General features: G+C 35.9%; 13 protein-coding genes. 8 read left to right on the top strand and 5 right to left on the bottom strand.

Annotated elements, in window-relative coordinates:
* The first annotated feature begins 20 nt into the window (after nucleotides 1-20).
* A complete protein-coding gene (locus B3D94_RS19195; protein WP_291759427.1) occupies nucleotides 21-974 on the top strand; it encodes a nucleoside hydrolase in 954 nt (317 codons plus the stop codon).
* 1 nt (nucleotide 975) lies between these two features.
* On the opposite strand, the gene B3D94_RS19200 is transcribed toward B3D94_RS19195, so the two are convergent.
* Genes B3D94_RS19200 through B3D94_RS19210 form a run of 3 tightly spaced genes read right to left on the bottom strand, consistent with a single transcriptional unit; the run spans nucleotide 976 to nucleotide 4,751 of the window.
* A complete protein-coding gene (locus B3D94_RS19200; RefSeq protein WP_291759429.1) occupies nucleotides 976-2,100 on the bottom strand; it encodes a Ger(x)C family spore germination protein in 1,125 nt (374 codons plus the stop codon).
* Nucleotides 2,087-3,208 (bottom strand): GerAB/ArcD/ProY family transporter, encoded by a 1,122-nt coding sequence (locus tag B3D94_RS19205; protein WP_291759432.1) that lies wholly within the window; start codon nucleotides 3,206-3,208, stop codon nucleotides 2,087-2,089. Before B3D94_RS19205 ends, B3D94_RS19200 begins: the two co-directional genes overlap by 14 nt.
* 16 nt (nucleotides 3,209-3,224) lie before the next feature.
* Nucleotides 3,225-4,751, bottom strand: coding sequence for a spore germination protein (locus B3D94_RS19210; protein ID WP_291759434.1), 1,527 nt, complete (start codon nucleotides 4,749-4,751; stop codon nucleotides 3,225-3,227).
* Between the two features lie 479 nt (nucleotides 4,752-5,230).
* On the opposite strand from B3D94_RS19210, the gene B3D94_RS19215 reads away from it, so the two are divergent.
* The 7 genes from B3D94_RS19215 (at nucleotide 5,231) to argH (ending at nucleotide 13,451) form a co-directional block, all read left to right on the top strand.
* Nucleotides 5,231-6,112, top strand: a complete 882-nt coding sequence (locus B3D94_RS19215; protein WP_069481361.1) for a GNAT family N-acetyltransferase — start codon at nucleotides 5,231-5,233, stop codon at nucleotides 6,110-6,112.
* Nucleotides 6,113-6,259: 147 nt separating this feature from the next.
* Nucleotides 6,260-6,802: a glycoside hydrolase family 73 protein gene (locus B3D94_RS19220; protein WP_069481362.1), complete on the top strand. Its 543-nt coding sequence runs from the start codon at nucleotides 6,260-6,262 to the stop codon at nucleotides 6,800-6,802.
* 11 nt (nucleotides 6,803-6,813) lie between these two features.
* Complete coding sequence (locus B3D94_RS19225) at nucleotides 6,814-7,452, top strand: response regulator transcription factor (protein ID WP_291759487.1); 639 nt, start codon at nucleotides 6,814-6,816, stop codon at nucleotides 7,450-7,452.
* Entirely contained in the window at nucleotides 7,449-8,783 is a 1,335-nt protein-coding gene (locus B3D94_RS19230) for a sensor histidine kinase (protein ID WP_291759489.1), read from the top strand. The genes B3D94_RS19225 and B3D94_RS19230 overlap by 4 nt, the downstream gene beginning before the upstream one ends.
* Nucleotides 8,784-8,941: 158 nt before the next feature.
* Nucleotides 8,942-10,237: a hypothetical protein gene (locus tag B3D94_RS19235; RefSeq protein WP_069481365.1), complete on the top strand. Its 1,296-nt coding sequence runs from the start codon at nucleotides 8,942-8,944 to the stop codon at nucleotides 10,235-10,237.
* Nucleotides 10,238-10,527: 290 nt separating this feature from the next.
* Nucleotides 10,528-12,099 carry an APC family permease gene (locus B3D94_RS19240; RefSeq protein WP_291759492.1) on the top strand — a complete coding sequence of 524 codons (1,572 nt, stop codon included), beginning with the start codon at nucleotides 10,528-10,530 and terminating at the stop codon, nucleotides 12,097-12,099.
* A gap of 29 nt (nucleotides 12,100-12,128) precedes the next feature.
* Nucleotides 12,129-13,451, top strand: a complete 1,323-nt coding sequence (argH, locus tag B3D94_RS19245; RefSeq protein ID WP_291759495.1) for an argininosuccinate lyase — start codon at nucleotides 12,129-12,131, stop codon at nucleotides 13,449-13,451.
* A gap of 116 nt (nucleotides 13,452-13,567) precedes the next feature.
* Here the strand turns inward: argH and B3D94_RS19250 are convergent, their stop codons facing one another.
* Nucleotides 13,568-14,425, bottom strand: coding sequence for a PhzF family phenazine biosynthesis protein (locus B3D94_RS19250; protein WP_291759498.1), 858 nt, complete (start codon nucleotides 14,423-14,425; stop codon nucleotides 13,568-13,570).
* Between the two features lie 162 nt (nucleotides 14,426-14,587).
* Nucleotides 14,588-15,796 (bottom strand): CynX/NimT family MFS transporter, encoded by a 1,209-nt coding sequence (locus B3D94_RS19255; RefSeq protein WP_291759501.1) that lies wholly within the window; start codon nucleotides 15,794-15,796, stop codon nucleotides 14,588-14,590.
* Nucleotides 15,797-15,894: the final 98 nt, after the last annotated feature.

Here is a 15,894-nt window from a genome sequence, read left to right on the forward strand (position 1 = left end):
AGTAAAAGGGAGGCTTATGTTTGATGAAAAAAGTGTTACTATTTGGGGACATTGGCATCGACGATACGATAGCATTGATTTATGCCAGACTACACAAAGAAATCGAAATTGTTGGGTTAATTGCTGATTATGGAAATGTCTCAAGAGAAGATGCTGTATCTAATATTTATTATGTCATGAAATTATTTGATTTTCCCGAGGAAATTCCCGTTATACTAGGGGCAGAGATCCCTCTAACTGGCGAACAGCCAACGTATTATCCAGAAATACATGGAGAGCATGGGCTTGGTCCCATTATCCCGAACGAAGATCATGAAATAAAAATCGAAAACTTTTTGGAAATCGTGCAAATCATCGAAAAATATAAGGATGATGAACTGATCATTGTCAATATTGGACGTCTTACATCACTAGCGACCATGTTTATTCTTTATAATAGACTCATGCAACATGTGAAGGAATTTTATATTATGGGTGGGGCATTTTGGGTGCCAGGCAATGTTACGACCGTAGCGGAAGCAAACTTTCATGGGGATCCATTTGCGGTAAATATTGTGCTCACCTATGCAAAAAATGTTACTATTATTCCATTGAATGCCACACAGAAGGCTATTGTTACACCTGGGATGGTCGATTATATAGACTCATTTGGCAGGACAAAAATCCTCAAACCTCTAATGGAATACTATACAAAATTTTATCAGGAACGGGACCCGTCATTACTAGGCAGCCCCGTCCATGATGCGTTAACGCTAATGGCAACGATTTATCCTGAGATGTTCATTTATGAGTCATACCCTGTAACGGTCATCGATAAATTAGATGGACCAGCAAGAGGGCAGAGCATTGCCGAAACACGACCATTTAAAAATGTAAATAATGATGAAAAAAGACATCGTATTGCATTTGATATCCACTACGACATGTTTTTTCATCATTTTATATCCATTATGACAGGCCATGATAGGCAATAGCCTATTCAAAAACACCATCTCTTAAGATAACAAAATCAACATTCACATTCACTTTCATATCTTTATACATTTTATGCCATTTGTCTTTTGTTAAATCGGAATGTCTCACAACGCTTCTATACTTCTCACCAAAGCCAAAAATATCGGATTCCACTTTCTGACTATGAGCAATTACTCTTGCTATTTCCTTTGACATTTTTTTTTCAACTGCTTCTTCTAATATTCTTACACTTTTGGGGTCATCAAAATTGATATCTGGATAAACCTCTAATACACGTGATCGTATGTTGATGTTGAGGTCAAACTCTGGTGTATCGGCATTTACTAATGTCATTTTTCTTTTTGAATGTATTGCATCAAAAGCAATAGTTATTTTATTTGCGGGTTTTTGAAGAATTTTGGATGGAACATCTTCCTTTTCCAAAACGGCTTCATATAAGCCTACTTTAAATGTATCCCTGATAATCCTTACATAAAAACTGTCCCTTGCAGAGAGCGAACTAACCATTTTGCCACCTTTAAAGAGAGCTACACCACTGAGCTCGACTAATTCCTCATCTCTTTTAATGATCGGCATTGCTAAATCCTTACCAACAGAATAATAATCATGTGCTATCTGATGAAGAGTGGCCGAGATCATGTATTCCTGTCTCACATTTTGCTCGATTAGCCTGAAAATATGCTGTCCTATATCCTCAATATCTTTATATTCGTATTTCAATAAGGGTGCTGTTTTGCCTTCCACCACTGCCATATAGATACCATTGCTAACGCTAGCGTTTTCTAGGTTTGTATCGATGTAGTAACGAAGATCATCTTTCGCCAAATCTTCTCCAAACAAAACAACCCTCATTTGACCAACCATAATTTTTTTTGAAAGCTTACGGTTCGCTTCCATTCGAGTCCCTTTACTCGTATCATTTTCTGTTGTCAAAATTTCTACTTTACTTTGGAATTCCGGATTGACTTCACGAATAACCGCTGTTGTAGCCATTTTATGTTCTGTACCCACATCATAGCCGACTAATGTGGTTAAACCTACTTTGTCTAAAATATTTGTCTGAACACATCCATATAAAAAAACAAACGGTAAAAGAACAATAAAATAGCGTCTAAGCTTGTTCATTTTTATGCACCTTCTTTGATGTGAAGTTCTTTTTCAGTATGGCCAAAATCCATAGCAATACAGGGTAGACAAAGATAACATAAAATGCTATATGTCCAAAAACTGTGTTAATTGTATTAATCTGTATGCGTGTTTGAACGATTATTGTACAGATGAAAGCAAAGAAAGAAAATAGCCAAACAAACGTTGTACCGCGTATATTGACTAATCGAATTACCCCACGATAAGCAGCCCATAAATACAGGCACATATTCGGTATAATAATGAGCATCCAAAAACAAACGGCTATAAATTCAAATCGCTCTACAAAAGGGAAGCTAATAAAACTAAATAATGTCAATGTTGCCCAGATTGTTTTCAAAAGCTTTCCCTCACTATAATAGGTAATCGACACCATCATGACGGATAAATAGATAAATGTTGAAAACAACAAACCTAAATGAACGGGTTTTCTGACATTTTTCTTGTCTTTTACAAATGGATATATAACGTTAATGATTTCGAAGCCAATAATGGTAAAGGTCATTGAATGGGCTCCTTTTAATATAGAAAGAACATCGTTTTCTAAAATAGGAAGCAGACTTTCAGCCACTGAATACTTCAATGGGAAGGCCAACATTGGGAAGATCCATAAAGAAAGTATAATACTAAAAAAAGAAATACCTACAATCACTCGAAGCCCACCCGTAAAGGCATAGATAGTGATAATTAATAAAGTAGCTGACAGAAACCATGTCCCAATACTAGGAAATAACCATACCTGTATCACTTCAATATAATTTCGTAAAACAGAGAAAAATGCAATAAAACAATAAAAGACATACATAGCATTTAAGAAATTGCCAATCCATTTTCCAAATATGTCCTGTTGGATTCCATATAAATCATTGGAGCCGTAGATCTCTAATGTTTTAATCATACAAAAGGTGACAATATGTGAGGCGATGCCTGCAAGGAGAACGGATATCCATGCATCCTGTCTGGCATCTTGATAAATAATGCGTTGAAATCCTTGTATACCAACCCCAACTTGAGCGCCATGCACAACAAAAAAAAGCAAATAGGCATTGATCATATCTTTAGGGCTAAGTTGTATAGGATTTTTCATTTATTTCACCTTCACTTCAACTTTTTTCTGGTTTGACAGGCTCAGGCTCGAATTTGTTTTCATCTTTTGGTCTAGTTAAAGCAGGTCTTTTTGCTGTTAATGGGATAGGCAATCTGATAATACTATCCCGCATTTCTTTCAACCTTGGTGGGTAGAAAGGAGACATATAAGGGGCACCTAAGCTTGTTTGACGTAAAAGATGAATAAGAATAAAGCAAAATGCTAGCATAATGCCGTAAAATCCCCAAAAACCTGCAAGGATAATAATGGGAAAACGAATCAGACGAATTACATTGCCCATCATATAACTTGGTGAAGTGAAGGATGCGAGTGCACTTAAAGCGATGATGATCAATAGAATATTACTAGTAATTCCTGCCTGCACTGCTGCTGTCCCAATTACGATACCCCCAACGATACCAATGGTTTGTCCAATTTTAGTCGGTAGCCTTGCCCCAGCTTCTCTGAGTAGTTCAATAATAAACTCTAAAAGTAACGCCTCGAATATCGGTGGAAAAGGGACCAAGGCCCTGGACTCACTTAATGGCACTAAAAAGGCTTGTGGAAGGACCTCATAATGAAAGGTTACAGCTGCAACATAAAATGGTGTTAAATAAACAGATAAAAAGAAGGCGGCAAGCCGCAATAAACGAAGAAAGGTGGCAATTTGCCATCTTAAATTTTGATCTTCCTGACTTCGGAAAAATTCTGTAAATGCCTGCGGGCAAATGATGGCCAAAGAGCTACCATCCACTATAACGCCAATTTTGCCATCTAATATGGCATCACAAAACCGGTCAGGCCTTTCCGTCAGAAGCATCTGAGGAAAAACGGACAATGAATTATCATCAATCATTTCTGACAAAACGGCACTATCAAGTAGCTCGTCGATATAAAGATCAGTCATTCGTTGGCGTAATGTATTGACCATTTGTTCATTAGCGATGCCATTCATATATAATAGTGCGACAGAGGTATTCGTACGCGTACCGATTTTTAGTTTTTCATGACAAAGGTTAGGACTGACTATGTAGCGACGGATCAAAGAAATATTCGTAGTTAAACTCTCATTAAACCCAACCTGCGTCCCGATTACTTGTGATTCATTTTCAGGGGCTGATAATGATCTGGATTCTCTTGTAGCGATATTGGCAAGAAGAACCTGTGAGTAGCCATCTATATGAATAACGACAGACCCATTGACCATCGAATCTACTGTTTCCTGTAGTAGATTGGATTGTACGATTTCAGGAATAGAAAGAGTCCATTCAATGGCATCAGGTGTTTCTTGAGGACTGTTCAGCAAATTAGCGAGTATGTCATTGTTCAATGTCTGATTATCGACTAAATTATCTATATAAATAAGCGTAAGATTCGGTGGGATAGATTTAATAATTAGATCAGCTGGGTTATTCGTCGCATTTTGAATCGACTGAATAAAATGATCAGTTGTCGGGGCGACCCTTACGAGATTTTCTTTTTCTTTTGGTGCCTCTCCGACGGATGGTGGTTGTTGCTTATTGAAAGGTAGTTTAAATTTCATGCTAAATTATAGGCTCCCTTCATGATTAACTTCGTTTATAGATTTAACATTTGAAGGATATTCTATACTTAGTTCATTCTTTTTAAGTGTAAACATTGTCAATGAATCTCTAGACAACTTTTAACAGAAAGTGGTAAGATTAAAGTAATCTTAAAAACAGAAGGGAGATTAGACATTTATGCTAAAACTTATTATCGCAAATTAAATTCCCATGAATTTAATAGAAGGGCCATTCTATAATGTTTGAAATATTATAGGATTATTTAGTATTGCCCTTTTGCGATAACGTAGAGAAGCATAATTTTGTCTGATCCATATAAACAGATACTATCGTAGCTACTGAAGTGGTTAACGTTGTTTTCTGTGTATAAACAAAGGACTTTATGAGGTTTTCTCATAGGGTCTTTTTTTGTTTTTAGGAGGTGATGATTCCAATATTAATAATAATGTATAAATAGATAAAATCGGAGGGAATAAACATGGAAAAGTACGAATTAGTGAGCGATTATCGTCATGATGATCGATTAAAGGAAAGCTTTAATGATTTAGCGATAGAAACGTTTGGGTTGGATTTTCGAGATTGGTATAGCAAAGGGTATTGGAACGACCAATATATTCCTTATTCATTTGTTCAAGAAGGAAAAGTCATTGCAAATGCTTCTGTTTATAAAATGTCGATTCGCATAAACGGCGAGCAATTAAAGGGGATTCAGATTGGTACGGTCATGACCGATGAACATTATCGTCATCAAGGCTTGGCAAAGCAGCTGATGCTGCATATCATGAACGAGTACGAAGGAGCCTGTGATTTCATGTATCTCTTTGCCAATGAAACAGTACTAGATTTTTATCCGAAGTTTGGTTTTACTCGTATCCATGAAAGTGAATTCAGCTTAGACCTTACAGCAAAACCTATTCAACGACAGCAGACCAGCATCCAACAGCTAACAATTGAGCAAGATCTAGCACTCCTTGAAGATTATGCAAAAAATCGATATATCCATTCAAGTATGATCGCTGTTGAGCAAAATGAAAGTTTATTAATGTTTTATTTTACGTTAGTTTTCCCTCACGCCATTTACTATTTAGAAGACTTAGAAACAATAGTAATCATGGAGGAAGAAGAAGGGGTGTTAAATATTTTTGATATTATCTCCCTACAGTCCATTGACATTGAGGAGTTGTTAGCCAAAATTGTGAAGGATACTACCCAAAAAATAGTATTTTATTTCACACCAGAGTTTACCTTGAATGGTATGACCGCGACCATCCAGCCAAATGATGACGACGCTTTATTCGTTCTTTCGAAAAAAGCAATTTTGCAAGGTAATTTTATGTTCCCTTTAACCTCGCATTGTTAATTGGAAGAGGATGGAACAAACTATGCGCAAGCCCGTACCTTAAAAAGTACGGGCTATTTTTTACAACTTTTAATGTTTTGTCAAATAACTGTAACATTGCTGTTTTACGATACAACCATCAGTTTAATGGAAATGAGGTACAACACAATGAAAAAAATCTATATTCTATTACTTACCGTTATTTTAGCCCTATATATGGTCAAGCTATTTGGACAAGGCCATCAAGACGAAGTTGAATTTATTGATGAAATAGCACCAATAGCCGTTGCATTAAATAAGCAAAATCAAGAGATATTGCCTAGTGTAATTATTGCACAGGCTATATTGGAGTCGAATTACGGTAAAAGTGAATTAGCTGTCAATGCAAATAACCTGTTTGGGATGAAAGGCAGGTATCATGGAAAGTCCATTAAAATGCCGACAGTTGAATATGAACAAAATAAAAGCTACACAACTGAAGCAGAATTTAGAGCTTACCCTGATTGGAAAAGTGCAATAAAGGACCATCGTCAGCTATTATTAGAGGGTACCAGTTGGAATGAACAACAATATGAAGAGGTTTTGGTTGCTTCAACCTATCAAGAAGCTGCCTATGCCTTGAAAAAAAGCAATTACTCGACAGATCCTTTATATCCCGAAAAATTAATTGCTATTATCGAGCAATATAATCTGGAAAAATATGATGATTAGGAGTTTCATACATGAATATTCTCATTGCAGATGATGAATTAGATATGTTAAAGATTTTACAAAACTATTTTCAAAGAGAAGGGTTCACGGTTTTTACCGCAACAAATGGAGAAGAAGCACTTGCCGTTTTTTATCAAGAAAAAATTGATTTGGCCATTTTAGATTGGATGATGCCTAAAATAGATGGGATGATGGTTTGTCGTGAAATGAAAAAAACACAAAAGATTAAGGTCTTAATGTTAACAGCAAGGGACACAGGTGAAGATGAATTTCAGGCGTTAGCAGATGGGGCTGACGATTATGTCAATAAACCATTTTATCCTAAGGTACTGATAATGAGGGCAAAAAAATTACTGCAAATCGAAGCTATACAACAACTACATGATGTGTCCTTCGATGTGACAAGTAAACGTGTTTGGCGAGCAGGGACCGAAATAGAGTTAACGAAAACAGAATTCGAGCTGTTACGAATTTTTAGCCAAAATCGAAGACAAATCTTGACGAGAGATCAATTACTAGATTTAGTGTGGGGGTTGGACTATATGGGAGATCCACGAACGGTGGACACACATATTCGACGATTGCGAGAAAAAATAGGAGAGAACATTATCCAAACACACAGAGGGATTGGATATAGTACAAGCGAATGAAACAGAAACTCGGCACAAAACTAACCATTTATATTACTTTAGTAGTTATTCTTACATTTTCTATATCCTTTGCTGTAAGCCAGTTTTTCCTCCCTAAATATTATCTATATCAGCTGAATAAAAAAGTATCAGAAGCCTTTGATTCTTATCAAGTATTAGAGGATGTAGAATTGGTGGAGCGACAATTTGATGTCACGATTGTAGCAGTCCCATTAGAGGACTCCATTAATGACCTGAATGAAAATTTAAGACTTCAGCTGGCGAGAGAGCATATTGCCCTAAATAAATTTTGGGTTTCCGAGGAAGTACTACAAACTATCTCGGAAGATAAAATTGTAGGAAAGCTCTATGATCAAGGGAAACAAAAGTCTAGCTTTATTGTTCATTATGCGAAAGAAGGGGATCAGCTTGTCATGATTGGAGCCTCTATGGCCCATTTTACAGATATAGCCTATTTTATAAATCGTTTTAATTTAGCCTTTCTGATAGTGAGTATTTTAATCATTATTATGGTCACAGCGCTATTATCTCGGAAGATAACCAATCCATTAAATGAATTGCAACAAGTAGCAAAGGAGATTGGGGAACTGAATTTTCAACAAGCTACCATTCAAACAGGTGATGAAATCGAAGAGTTAGCCAAAAGTATTAATAAAATGAGTACAACGCTTGAATCAGCGCAGCAATTATTAACACAACGGAATCTAGATTTAAAACAATTTATGATAGGCCTAACACATGAGTTAAAAACGCCTCTCGCCCTAATCAATGTATATTCAAGTGGGATCGAAGATGGGATGGATGATGGCACCTATTTAACAGTTATACATCAGCAAGTGGATCGTATGGAAAAAATCATTACAGATATGCTTTATTATGCTCGAACCGAAGAAAATGCTTTGAACGTATCACATTTTAACTTTTTCTCGCTACTACAAGAAATTATCCAAAACTATCAGCCCTTGCAGGGGGAGAAACAAATATTTCTTCAATCTGACGTAACGGAATTTATGCTGAATAGTGAGCAGGAAAAAGTCTATTATATTATAGAAAATTTGGTGAGCAATGCACTAAAATATACATCAGACAATGAAATACAGATTTCCTTTACATCGGGTATATTGGAAATAAGTAATCATACAACACTACAAGATATTTCTAAAATATGGCAACCGTTCTATGTAGGCGAAAGCTCTCGAAATAAGCATTTCTCTGGAACAGGGCTTGGTCTCGCGACAGTGAAAAGTATTGCCGAACAATTAGGCTTTGGAACGAATTCCACACTAACAAATGGAAAAATATCGTTTACGATAGATTTTTCAAGCAAGTAATTGTATTCTGTACAGATCTCTTTTTATGTTCCCATCCGACAAGTGACCATTATTGCCATAAAATACCTTATTTTTGGATAGTTTTTAAATGACACTATAAAAATTGGGCATTTCTCTATAGAATGGTATATATCAAGTAATTTTACTAGGAGGAAATAATGTATACAGTTGGAGTCATTGGCCCTAATTCATCTGTAGAGCGCATCATTAAATTAGGCAAAGAATACGAAATGACTATGAATTTTATAGCATTTCCATATCATGATTTTCATGAAACCGTAAATATTGTAAAGGAAAATCATCACGCTGTGGATGCATGGTTTTTTTCTGGTCAAATTTCGTATATGGTTGCGAAAAATACGTTACATTCAGGTGAAAACTTAGTTTATATTCAACATACTGAATCTGGCATTTATAAATGCTTGTTGCATATGGGCTTTTATCAGGGAGAATTTTTAAACAAGGTAAGTATTGATGAAATCACGACCTCTCATTTGGAGCAAGCCGTAAAACAGCTAGATTTTGCGCCTAAAGAAATCTATGTCAAAACCTTTGATGTAAACACCAGTACAAAGGAATTAGTGGATTTTCATATTGATTTATGGAATCGTGAAAAAACGGCAGGTGCTTTAACTTGCTTTCAAGCTGTCTATTTAGGACTGAAGGAGGCTGGTGTTCCAGCTTATCATATATCGACTACAGATATGGAAATTCTTCAAGCATTACGAATACTAGAAGAAAAACGTAGAACTTTTTATTTTAAAGATACTCAAATTGGTGTTCAAATTATCGAAATTGAGCAATTTGACAAGATTTCTGAAAAGGCGAAAAGCACTTATCATCTTCAGTATTTAGAATTAAAGTTAAAAGAAACCTTACTGCGATTTTGTGAGCAACTAGATGGCTCTTTATTAGAGAAGGGGAATGGCCGCTATATTATTTTTAGCTCTCGTGGAGCTATTGAACGGAAAATTAAGGACTTGCAGGAGACGATCTTTCAGCTTTCAAATGAATCCAATACGACTGTCACTGTTGGAATTGGCTATGGGGTAACTGTTCATTCTGCAGAAATTAATGCTCAGCGCGCTATTCAGCTATCGAAAGAAAAGTCAGAGCTGCCGATTGTCATCGTGCAGGAAGATGGAACGATCATTGAATCTGTAGGTGAAGAAGATGAAGTCAGTTTTTCTTACCAGAGTAATGATGATATTTTATTAGAAAAATTGAAAAAAGCAAAAATTAGCTTAAAAAATTATAATAAATTATGTGCAATCGTCAAAAAAATGAGCTGGCAAGAATTTACCATTAAAGATTTAGCTGCGCATCTTTATTGGGATGAAAGCAATGCTAGACGAATTTTAACAAGTCTAAGTGACGTGGATCTAGTAGAGTACACAGGCAAAGACGCTCAAATTAGCCGAGGAAGACCAAGTAAAATTTATCGTTTGAAATAACCATCTTCATGGATGGTTATTTTTTTTTGAAAAAAATATGTTGAAAAATTCAAACGATTAAAATAAAATCATTTTAAGGTAAACACCTTTTAATTACCTTTAATTAATGGTGCCTAAAAAATGTGTGCAATGTTTCATCATCTAGAAAGGAGCACAATCTATATCAATCACCTACACTACATTGCGCTGCAGAGTAAAATATGTATTTTTTTCTGCCAAAACGTCATTTTATTGAAGCGTCCAAATTAAAAGGTCATACCAATATTCTCTTTTCAGAGAGGGGAACATTCATGAGTCAAGAACAATATTTGAAAAAGAAAATGGGGTTTTGGTCACTTACAACATTATCTCTAGGGGGAATAATAGGATCTAGTTGGCTCTTTGGACCATGGGTAGCTGCAAAATTGGCAGGCCCGGCAGCCATACTTTCTTGGATTATTGGTGCGTTTGTTATCACACTCATAGCGCTTGTTTATGCTGAGTTAGGAAGAGTAAAACCTGAAACAGGAGGCTTAGCAAGATATCCGCTTTATTCTCACGGAAAAATGCTTGCTACCGTTACTAGTTACTCCATCTGGTTTGGCTATTGCGCTACAGCTCCCGTAGAATCATCAGGTGTTATTCAATATGCCAATCAATTTTGGCCAGGATTATACGATGTAACGAAGGAGCAACTAACAACATCAGGTATTCTTGCAGCGATGGTTTTAATGGTATTTTTTGTTGTTTTTAATTATTTTGGGGTGAAATTATTTGCAGTCACAAACAATATTATTACAACCGTAAAGTTTATTGTTCCTGTTCTAACGATCATTGCCTTTTTCATGACAGGCTTTCATACGGAGAATTTTTCAAGCCAAGGATTTGCACCAAATGGCTATAGTGCAGGATTAAGTGCCATTTTAACAACCGGAATATTTTTTGCTTATACAGGGTTTGGCAATGTCATTATGATGAGTGGGGAAGTAGTCAACCCTAGAAGAAATATTCCACTTGCCCTCATTACATCATTAGGTGTTGCGGCAGTATTATATGTGTTACTTCAAATTACATTTATCGGTGCAGTTCCAACAGAAATGTTAGCGAATGGTTGGAGTGGCATTAAATTTGATTCACCATTTGCTAATTTAGCCATGATGGCTAATATGGTTTGGCTATCATGGATTATTACAGCTGATGCGATGGTTTCGCCAACAGGTTCAGCTCTTACTTATACAGCTGGTACGTCAAGACATGTTTTTGGTATGGCGAAAAGTGGTTTCCTACCATCTTATTTTGGAACAATTAATAAAAAATTCGGTGTCCCAACACGTGCACTTGCACTCAATTTCCTAGTAGGATTATTATTTTTATTCCCACTTAAAAGCTGGACAGCTATCGTTGCGATTGTAGGAGCTATCGGTATTTTTAAATATGCATCTGCATGTGTAACGGTTATGGTTTTCCGTAGGGTAGGTTTGACAAAAAATAATGGGTTACCAGGTATGCAAGTCATAGCGCCAATGGCATTCGTTTTTGCCACACTGCTTATTTATTGGACAAATTGGAGTAAGGTACAACTAGCTATTACAGGACTTGTGATCGGTATTGCCTGTTATTTAGTGATTTACTTTATCCAAAAACATCAATCAGTGGAGTTCCTTGGTGGCATATACATTATTTTTTATATTTTAATGCTTGTATTTATGTCCTTCCTAGGGAATTTTGGTGGTAAAGGCATAATCCCTGATCCTCATATGTCCGTAATTGTCGCTATATTTGGCTTAGCCTTTTACTATTTTGCTGTTTACAATGGTGTCTGGTATATGCGTAAAAGAGGAAATATACAGGAATTACAGGAAAGCATTTCTGAAATATCATAACGTTTAATAGAATGGTTGAAGGAGAATGAATGATGAAGCTTTGGGGCGGTCGTTTTAGAAAAGAAGAAAACAAATTAATGGAAGATTTCAACAGTTCACTAAAGGTGGATCAAAGACTTTACACAGAAGATATTAAAGGCAGTATTGCCCATGTCCATATGTTAGTACAATGCGATTTATTGACTGAGAAAGAAGGACAAGATATTGTTAATGCACTTCTTTCCATTTTAGAGGATATTGATAATGACACATTACGAATTGAAGGAAATTATGAGGATATTCATAGTTTCGTAGAGTCGAATTTGACTCTGCGGATCGGTGAAACAGGGAAAAAACTTCATACAGCGAGAAGTCGTAATGACCAAGTAGCAACAGATATTAGACTTTATGCAAAAAACAAGGCGTTTGAGGTGATTGCCTCTATTGAAGAGTTACAACTGAGCTTAGAACAAAAAGCAAAAGACAATAACGTTATTATGCCAGGATACACGCATCTTCAACGTGCGCAGGTTGTAACGTTTCAACATCATCTGATGGCTTATTATAATATGCTAAACCGTGATAAAAAAAGAATTGTGAAAGCGATCGAAATTATGAACGAAAGCCCGCTTGGGTGTGGCGCATTAGCAGGCACTACTCATTCGATTAACCGTGAAATGACAGCTAATGAGCTAGGTTTCTCTAAGCCTGTAGATAATTTCTTAGATGGAGTAAGTGATCGCGACTATTTATTAGAGCTAATGTCAGATTTCTCCATAATCATGATGCATTTAAGTAGATTAAGTGAAGAGCTCATTTTGTGGAGTAGCCAGGAGTTTAAATTTATTACGATTGATGATGCCTATTCTACTGGCAGCAGTATTATGCCGCAGAAGAAAAACCCTGATGCAGCAGAGCTTATACGAGGCAAAACAGGCCGAGTATATGGCTCGCTAACGTCTCTATTAACAACAATGAAGGGTTTACCACTTGCTTACAATAAAGATATGCAAGAAGATAAGGAGCCATTTTTCGATGCATTGGATACCGTATTATCTTGTCTACAAATTATGTCAAAAATGATTGCTACGATGAAGGTGAACAGTGAAAACATGAAAAAAGCCGTCAAAGGAGGGTTTCTGAATGCAACAGAGGTCGCTGATTATTTAGTGAGCAAGGGGGTTGCATTTAGAGATGCTCATAGTATTGTCGGAGCCATCGTTATTTATTGTGAAGATCATGACAAAGCGATTGAGGAATTAACAATAGATCAATTGAAAGAACTAAGTTCATTTATTGATGAAGATATCTATGACTATATCGACTATCAAAATATACTAAGTAAAGGGATTAAAGTAGGTTTACTATTATAAAAAAACAAACCGTTATTTTGACTATTTTATAGTCAAGATAACGGTTTTTTTATTTCAAAGATGAATTAGATTTCTCCGTAAGCCAAATAAGGGAAGAAGCATTCGTTTTTTTACGTTCACTTCATATTTTCTACATTTAAACATTTTGTTTCACAGTAATAGCCTTTGCCGCCAACATAAACTTTTTCTATTTCATTCTTGCTATTGGTTGCTAATTTAACTAATATTTCGGAAGGAGAGTGTAAAGAATAACCTTGTTCAAATACATATACTTCTTTTTGCAATTGGTGTTGTTCATAAAGGTAGCAAGCTAATGCACCATTTGAAGTTCCAGTTGCTGCTTCTTCATTAATATCGTATAGTGGAGCAAAATTTCTGCATATCATTCGATTGTCATTAAAAGTATATAGATGCATCCCGACAACATTATAATATTTGCTAATTTCTTTAACTTTTTCAAAATTAGCTTGCAGTGCATGTAATTGTGTTTCGCTTGTTATAGGAATTAAAATATCTTTTAAGCCCGTGGAAACAATTTGAATTGGGTATTTATTGTCTATATCTTTAATGTCAAAACAGTCGATAAACTCGTTTGGAGATATAACATCATAGAATATCGGTTTGTTTTGTTCCATGAAAATGATGTCATCTTTTATGGTAATAGTAAGAACACCGCTGTTTGTTTCAATCGTATAGCGATCTTTGAAAAGTTTATTTAAATGCATCAGTATCGTGAAAGCGCCAATTGTGGCATGTCCACATAAATCTACTTCTTCCTTAGGTGTAAAATACTCAAATTTGTAATCAGCCATTTCAGATTCTGATATAAATGCGGTTTCCGCATAGCCCAGCTGTTTGGCTATGGCCATTTTTTGAGTAGTGGTCAATGTATTCTCATTAAATACCACTCCTGCTTTATTCCCGCCTTGATGATCCTTGCTAAATGCACTTGCAACGTAAACAGATATTTTCATAAGACTCTTCCTTCCTCACTTATAGTGAATAGCAGTATATAAATTACTATTTAAAAGTATTTTTTGGATAAATTTTCTATAAAGCAAGAGACAAACTATTTTAGCATCTGAAATCTCTAAATATAGTTTGTCTACAGTCTAAAACACGGTTGAAACACTCCGTCATCTACTAGGTAGAACGCGAATAGTAGCTGATTCCGTCTTTGTTTTAACCTTTAACGTCAGCCCCATAATAACGATGATTATAAATAATAAGGTGAAAAGGGCAACGTCAAACGTATTCGTCATATCCTTGATGACACCAACAAGCATTGGAATGATGCCGCTAATGATATAGCCACCAAATTGAATCATCGCTGTCCATTCACTTGCCTCTTTTGGTGTAGTCGTTGCATCTAAAGGTAAAATCATTGCTAATGGGAATAAGCCACCAGCACCGATGCCCGTTAATGTCGCACAGAAAATAGGTGAGATTCCGCCCATGATTAACATCATAATACCAATAAAGGAGCTTGAAGCACAAAGTAGCATCCAAGGTTTTCTCTTTAAACTATTATTTATTAAGATGGGAATGATAAAGCTACAAATCATTTGCATGACTGAAAAAATAGTGACCGTTGTTGCGGCGTAGGCGTCACTATATCCCATATCCTGTACTTTAGGAGCGAGCCATGTAGCTAGGGAGTAATAAACGCCAGATTGTAAACCGAACATGACCATAAGGAGCCAAACATATCGGTTTCCCCAAGGTAGTCGACTTTTTTGACTTGCAGATTTCTCTAATGACTCTTGAGATTGCTTGGATTTTTTGATAATTGGAATCCAAACAATAATACCCATAAGAGCGAATACCGCCCATATCGCTAAAGCTGCGTTCCAGGATTGATGAAAAGCATGCATAGCAGGTACAACTAAACCAGCACTTAAAGACGCTCCAATTCCCATACCCGCAGAATAAACACCGATCATCGTAGAAGAATATTTAGGAAATTCCTTTTTGATATAGCCCGAAATCAGTGGACCTGTGATGGCAATACCTATCCCACTAAGAATAGCGGTTACTAATAAAAATAAAGGGAAAGTTGCCACTAAGCGTAAAGCTGTTGATACACCAATTAATAAAACGGATAGCCCAATCGTCCATTCGATACCCCATCGTTCACTTAGCTTGCCAGCCAAAGGTGCAAAAATCCCCATACAAAATACGGGAAGTGCTGTTAATAAACTTACAACAACACTTGTCATCTGCAAATCCATTTGAATATTTTTCAATACTGGCGAGATAGATGTTATCGAAGCTCGTAAATTCATAGATAGTATAAACAAAGAAAAAACGCTCCAAATAATCGGAAAGTTTTTTGATTTCGCCATCACTGAAAACACCTCTTTTAGTTATTATTTGATATACTATAGTTAACTTTTTAATTTCAAAAATAAACTATAATTAATCGACTTGTATACTATAATAT

The organism is Lysinibacillus sp. UBA5990, assembly GCF_002429815.1.
GTDB lineage: Bacteria > Bacillota > Bacilli > Bacillales_A > Planococcaceae > Lysinibacillus > Lysinibacillus fusiformis.

Coding starts and splice junctions, on each gene's coding strand:
- B3D94_RS19240 (WP_291759492.1), top strand. CDS start 10,528: ATGAGTCAAGAACAATATTTGAAAAAGAAAATGGGGTTTTGGTCACTT.
- argH (WP_291759495.1), top strand. CDS start 12,129: ATGATGAAGCTTTGGGGCGGTCGTTTTAGAAAAGAAGAAAACAAATTA.
- B3D94_RS19205 (WP_291759432.1), bottom strand. CDS start 3,208: ATGAAAAATCCTATACAACTTAGCCCTAAAGATATGATCAATGCCTAT.
- B3D94_RS19225 (WP_291759487.1), top strand. CDS start 6,814: ATGAATATTCTCATTGCAGATGATGAATTAGATATGTTAAAGATTTTA.
- B3D94_RS19230 (WP_291759489.1), top strand. CDS start 7,449: ATGAAACAGAAACTCGGCACAAAACTAACCATTTATATTACTTTAGTA.
- B3D94_RS19200 (WP_291759429.1), bottom strand. CDS start 2,100: ATGAACAAGCTTAGACGCTATTTTATTGTTCTTTTACCGTTTGTTTTT.
- B3D94_RS19210 (WP_291759434.1), bottom strand. CDS start 4,751: ATGAAATTTAAACTACCTTTCAATAAGCAACAACCACCATCCGTCGGA.
- B3D94_RS19215 (WP_069481361.1), top strand. CDS start 5,231: ATGGAAAAGTACGAATTAGTGAGCGATTATCGTCATGATGATCGATTA.
- B3D94_RS19235 (WP_069481365.1), top strand. CDS start 8,942: ATGTATACAGTTGGAGTCATTGGCCCTAATTCATCTGTAGAGCGCATC.
- B3D94_RS19250 (WP_291759498.1), bottom strand. CDS start 14,425: ATGAAAATATCTGTTTACGTTGCAAGTGCATTTAGCAAGGATCATCAA.
- B3D94_RS19255 (WP_291759501.1), bottom strand. CDS start 15,796: ATGGCGAAATCAAAAAACTTTCCGATTATTTGGAGCGTTTTTTCTTTG.
- B3D94_RS19220 (WP_069481362.1), top strand. CDS start 6,260: ATGAAAAAAATCTATATTCTATTACTTACCGTTATTTTAGCCCTATAT.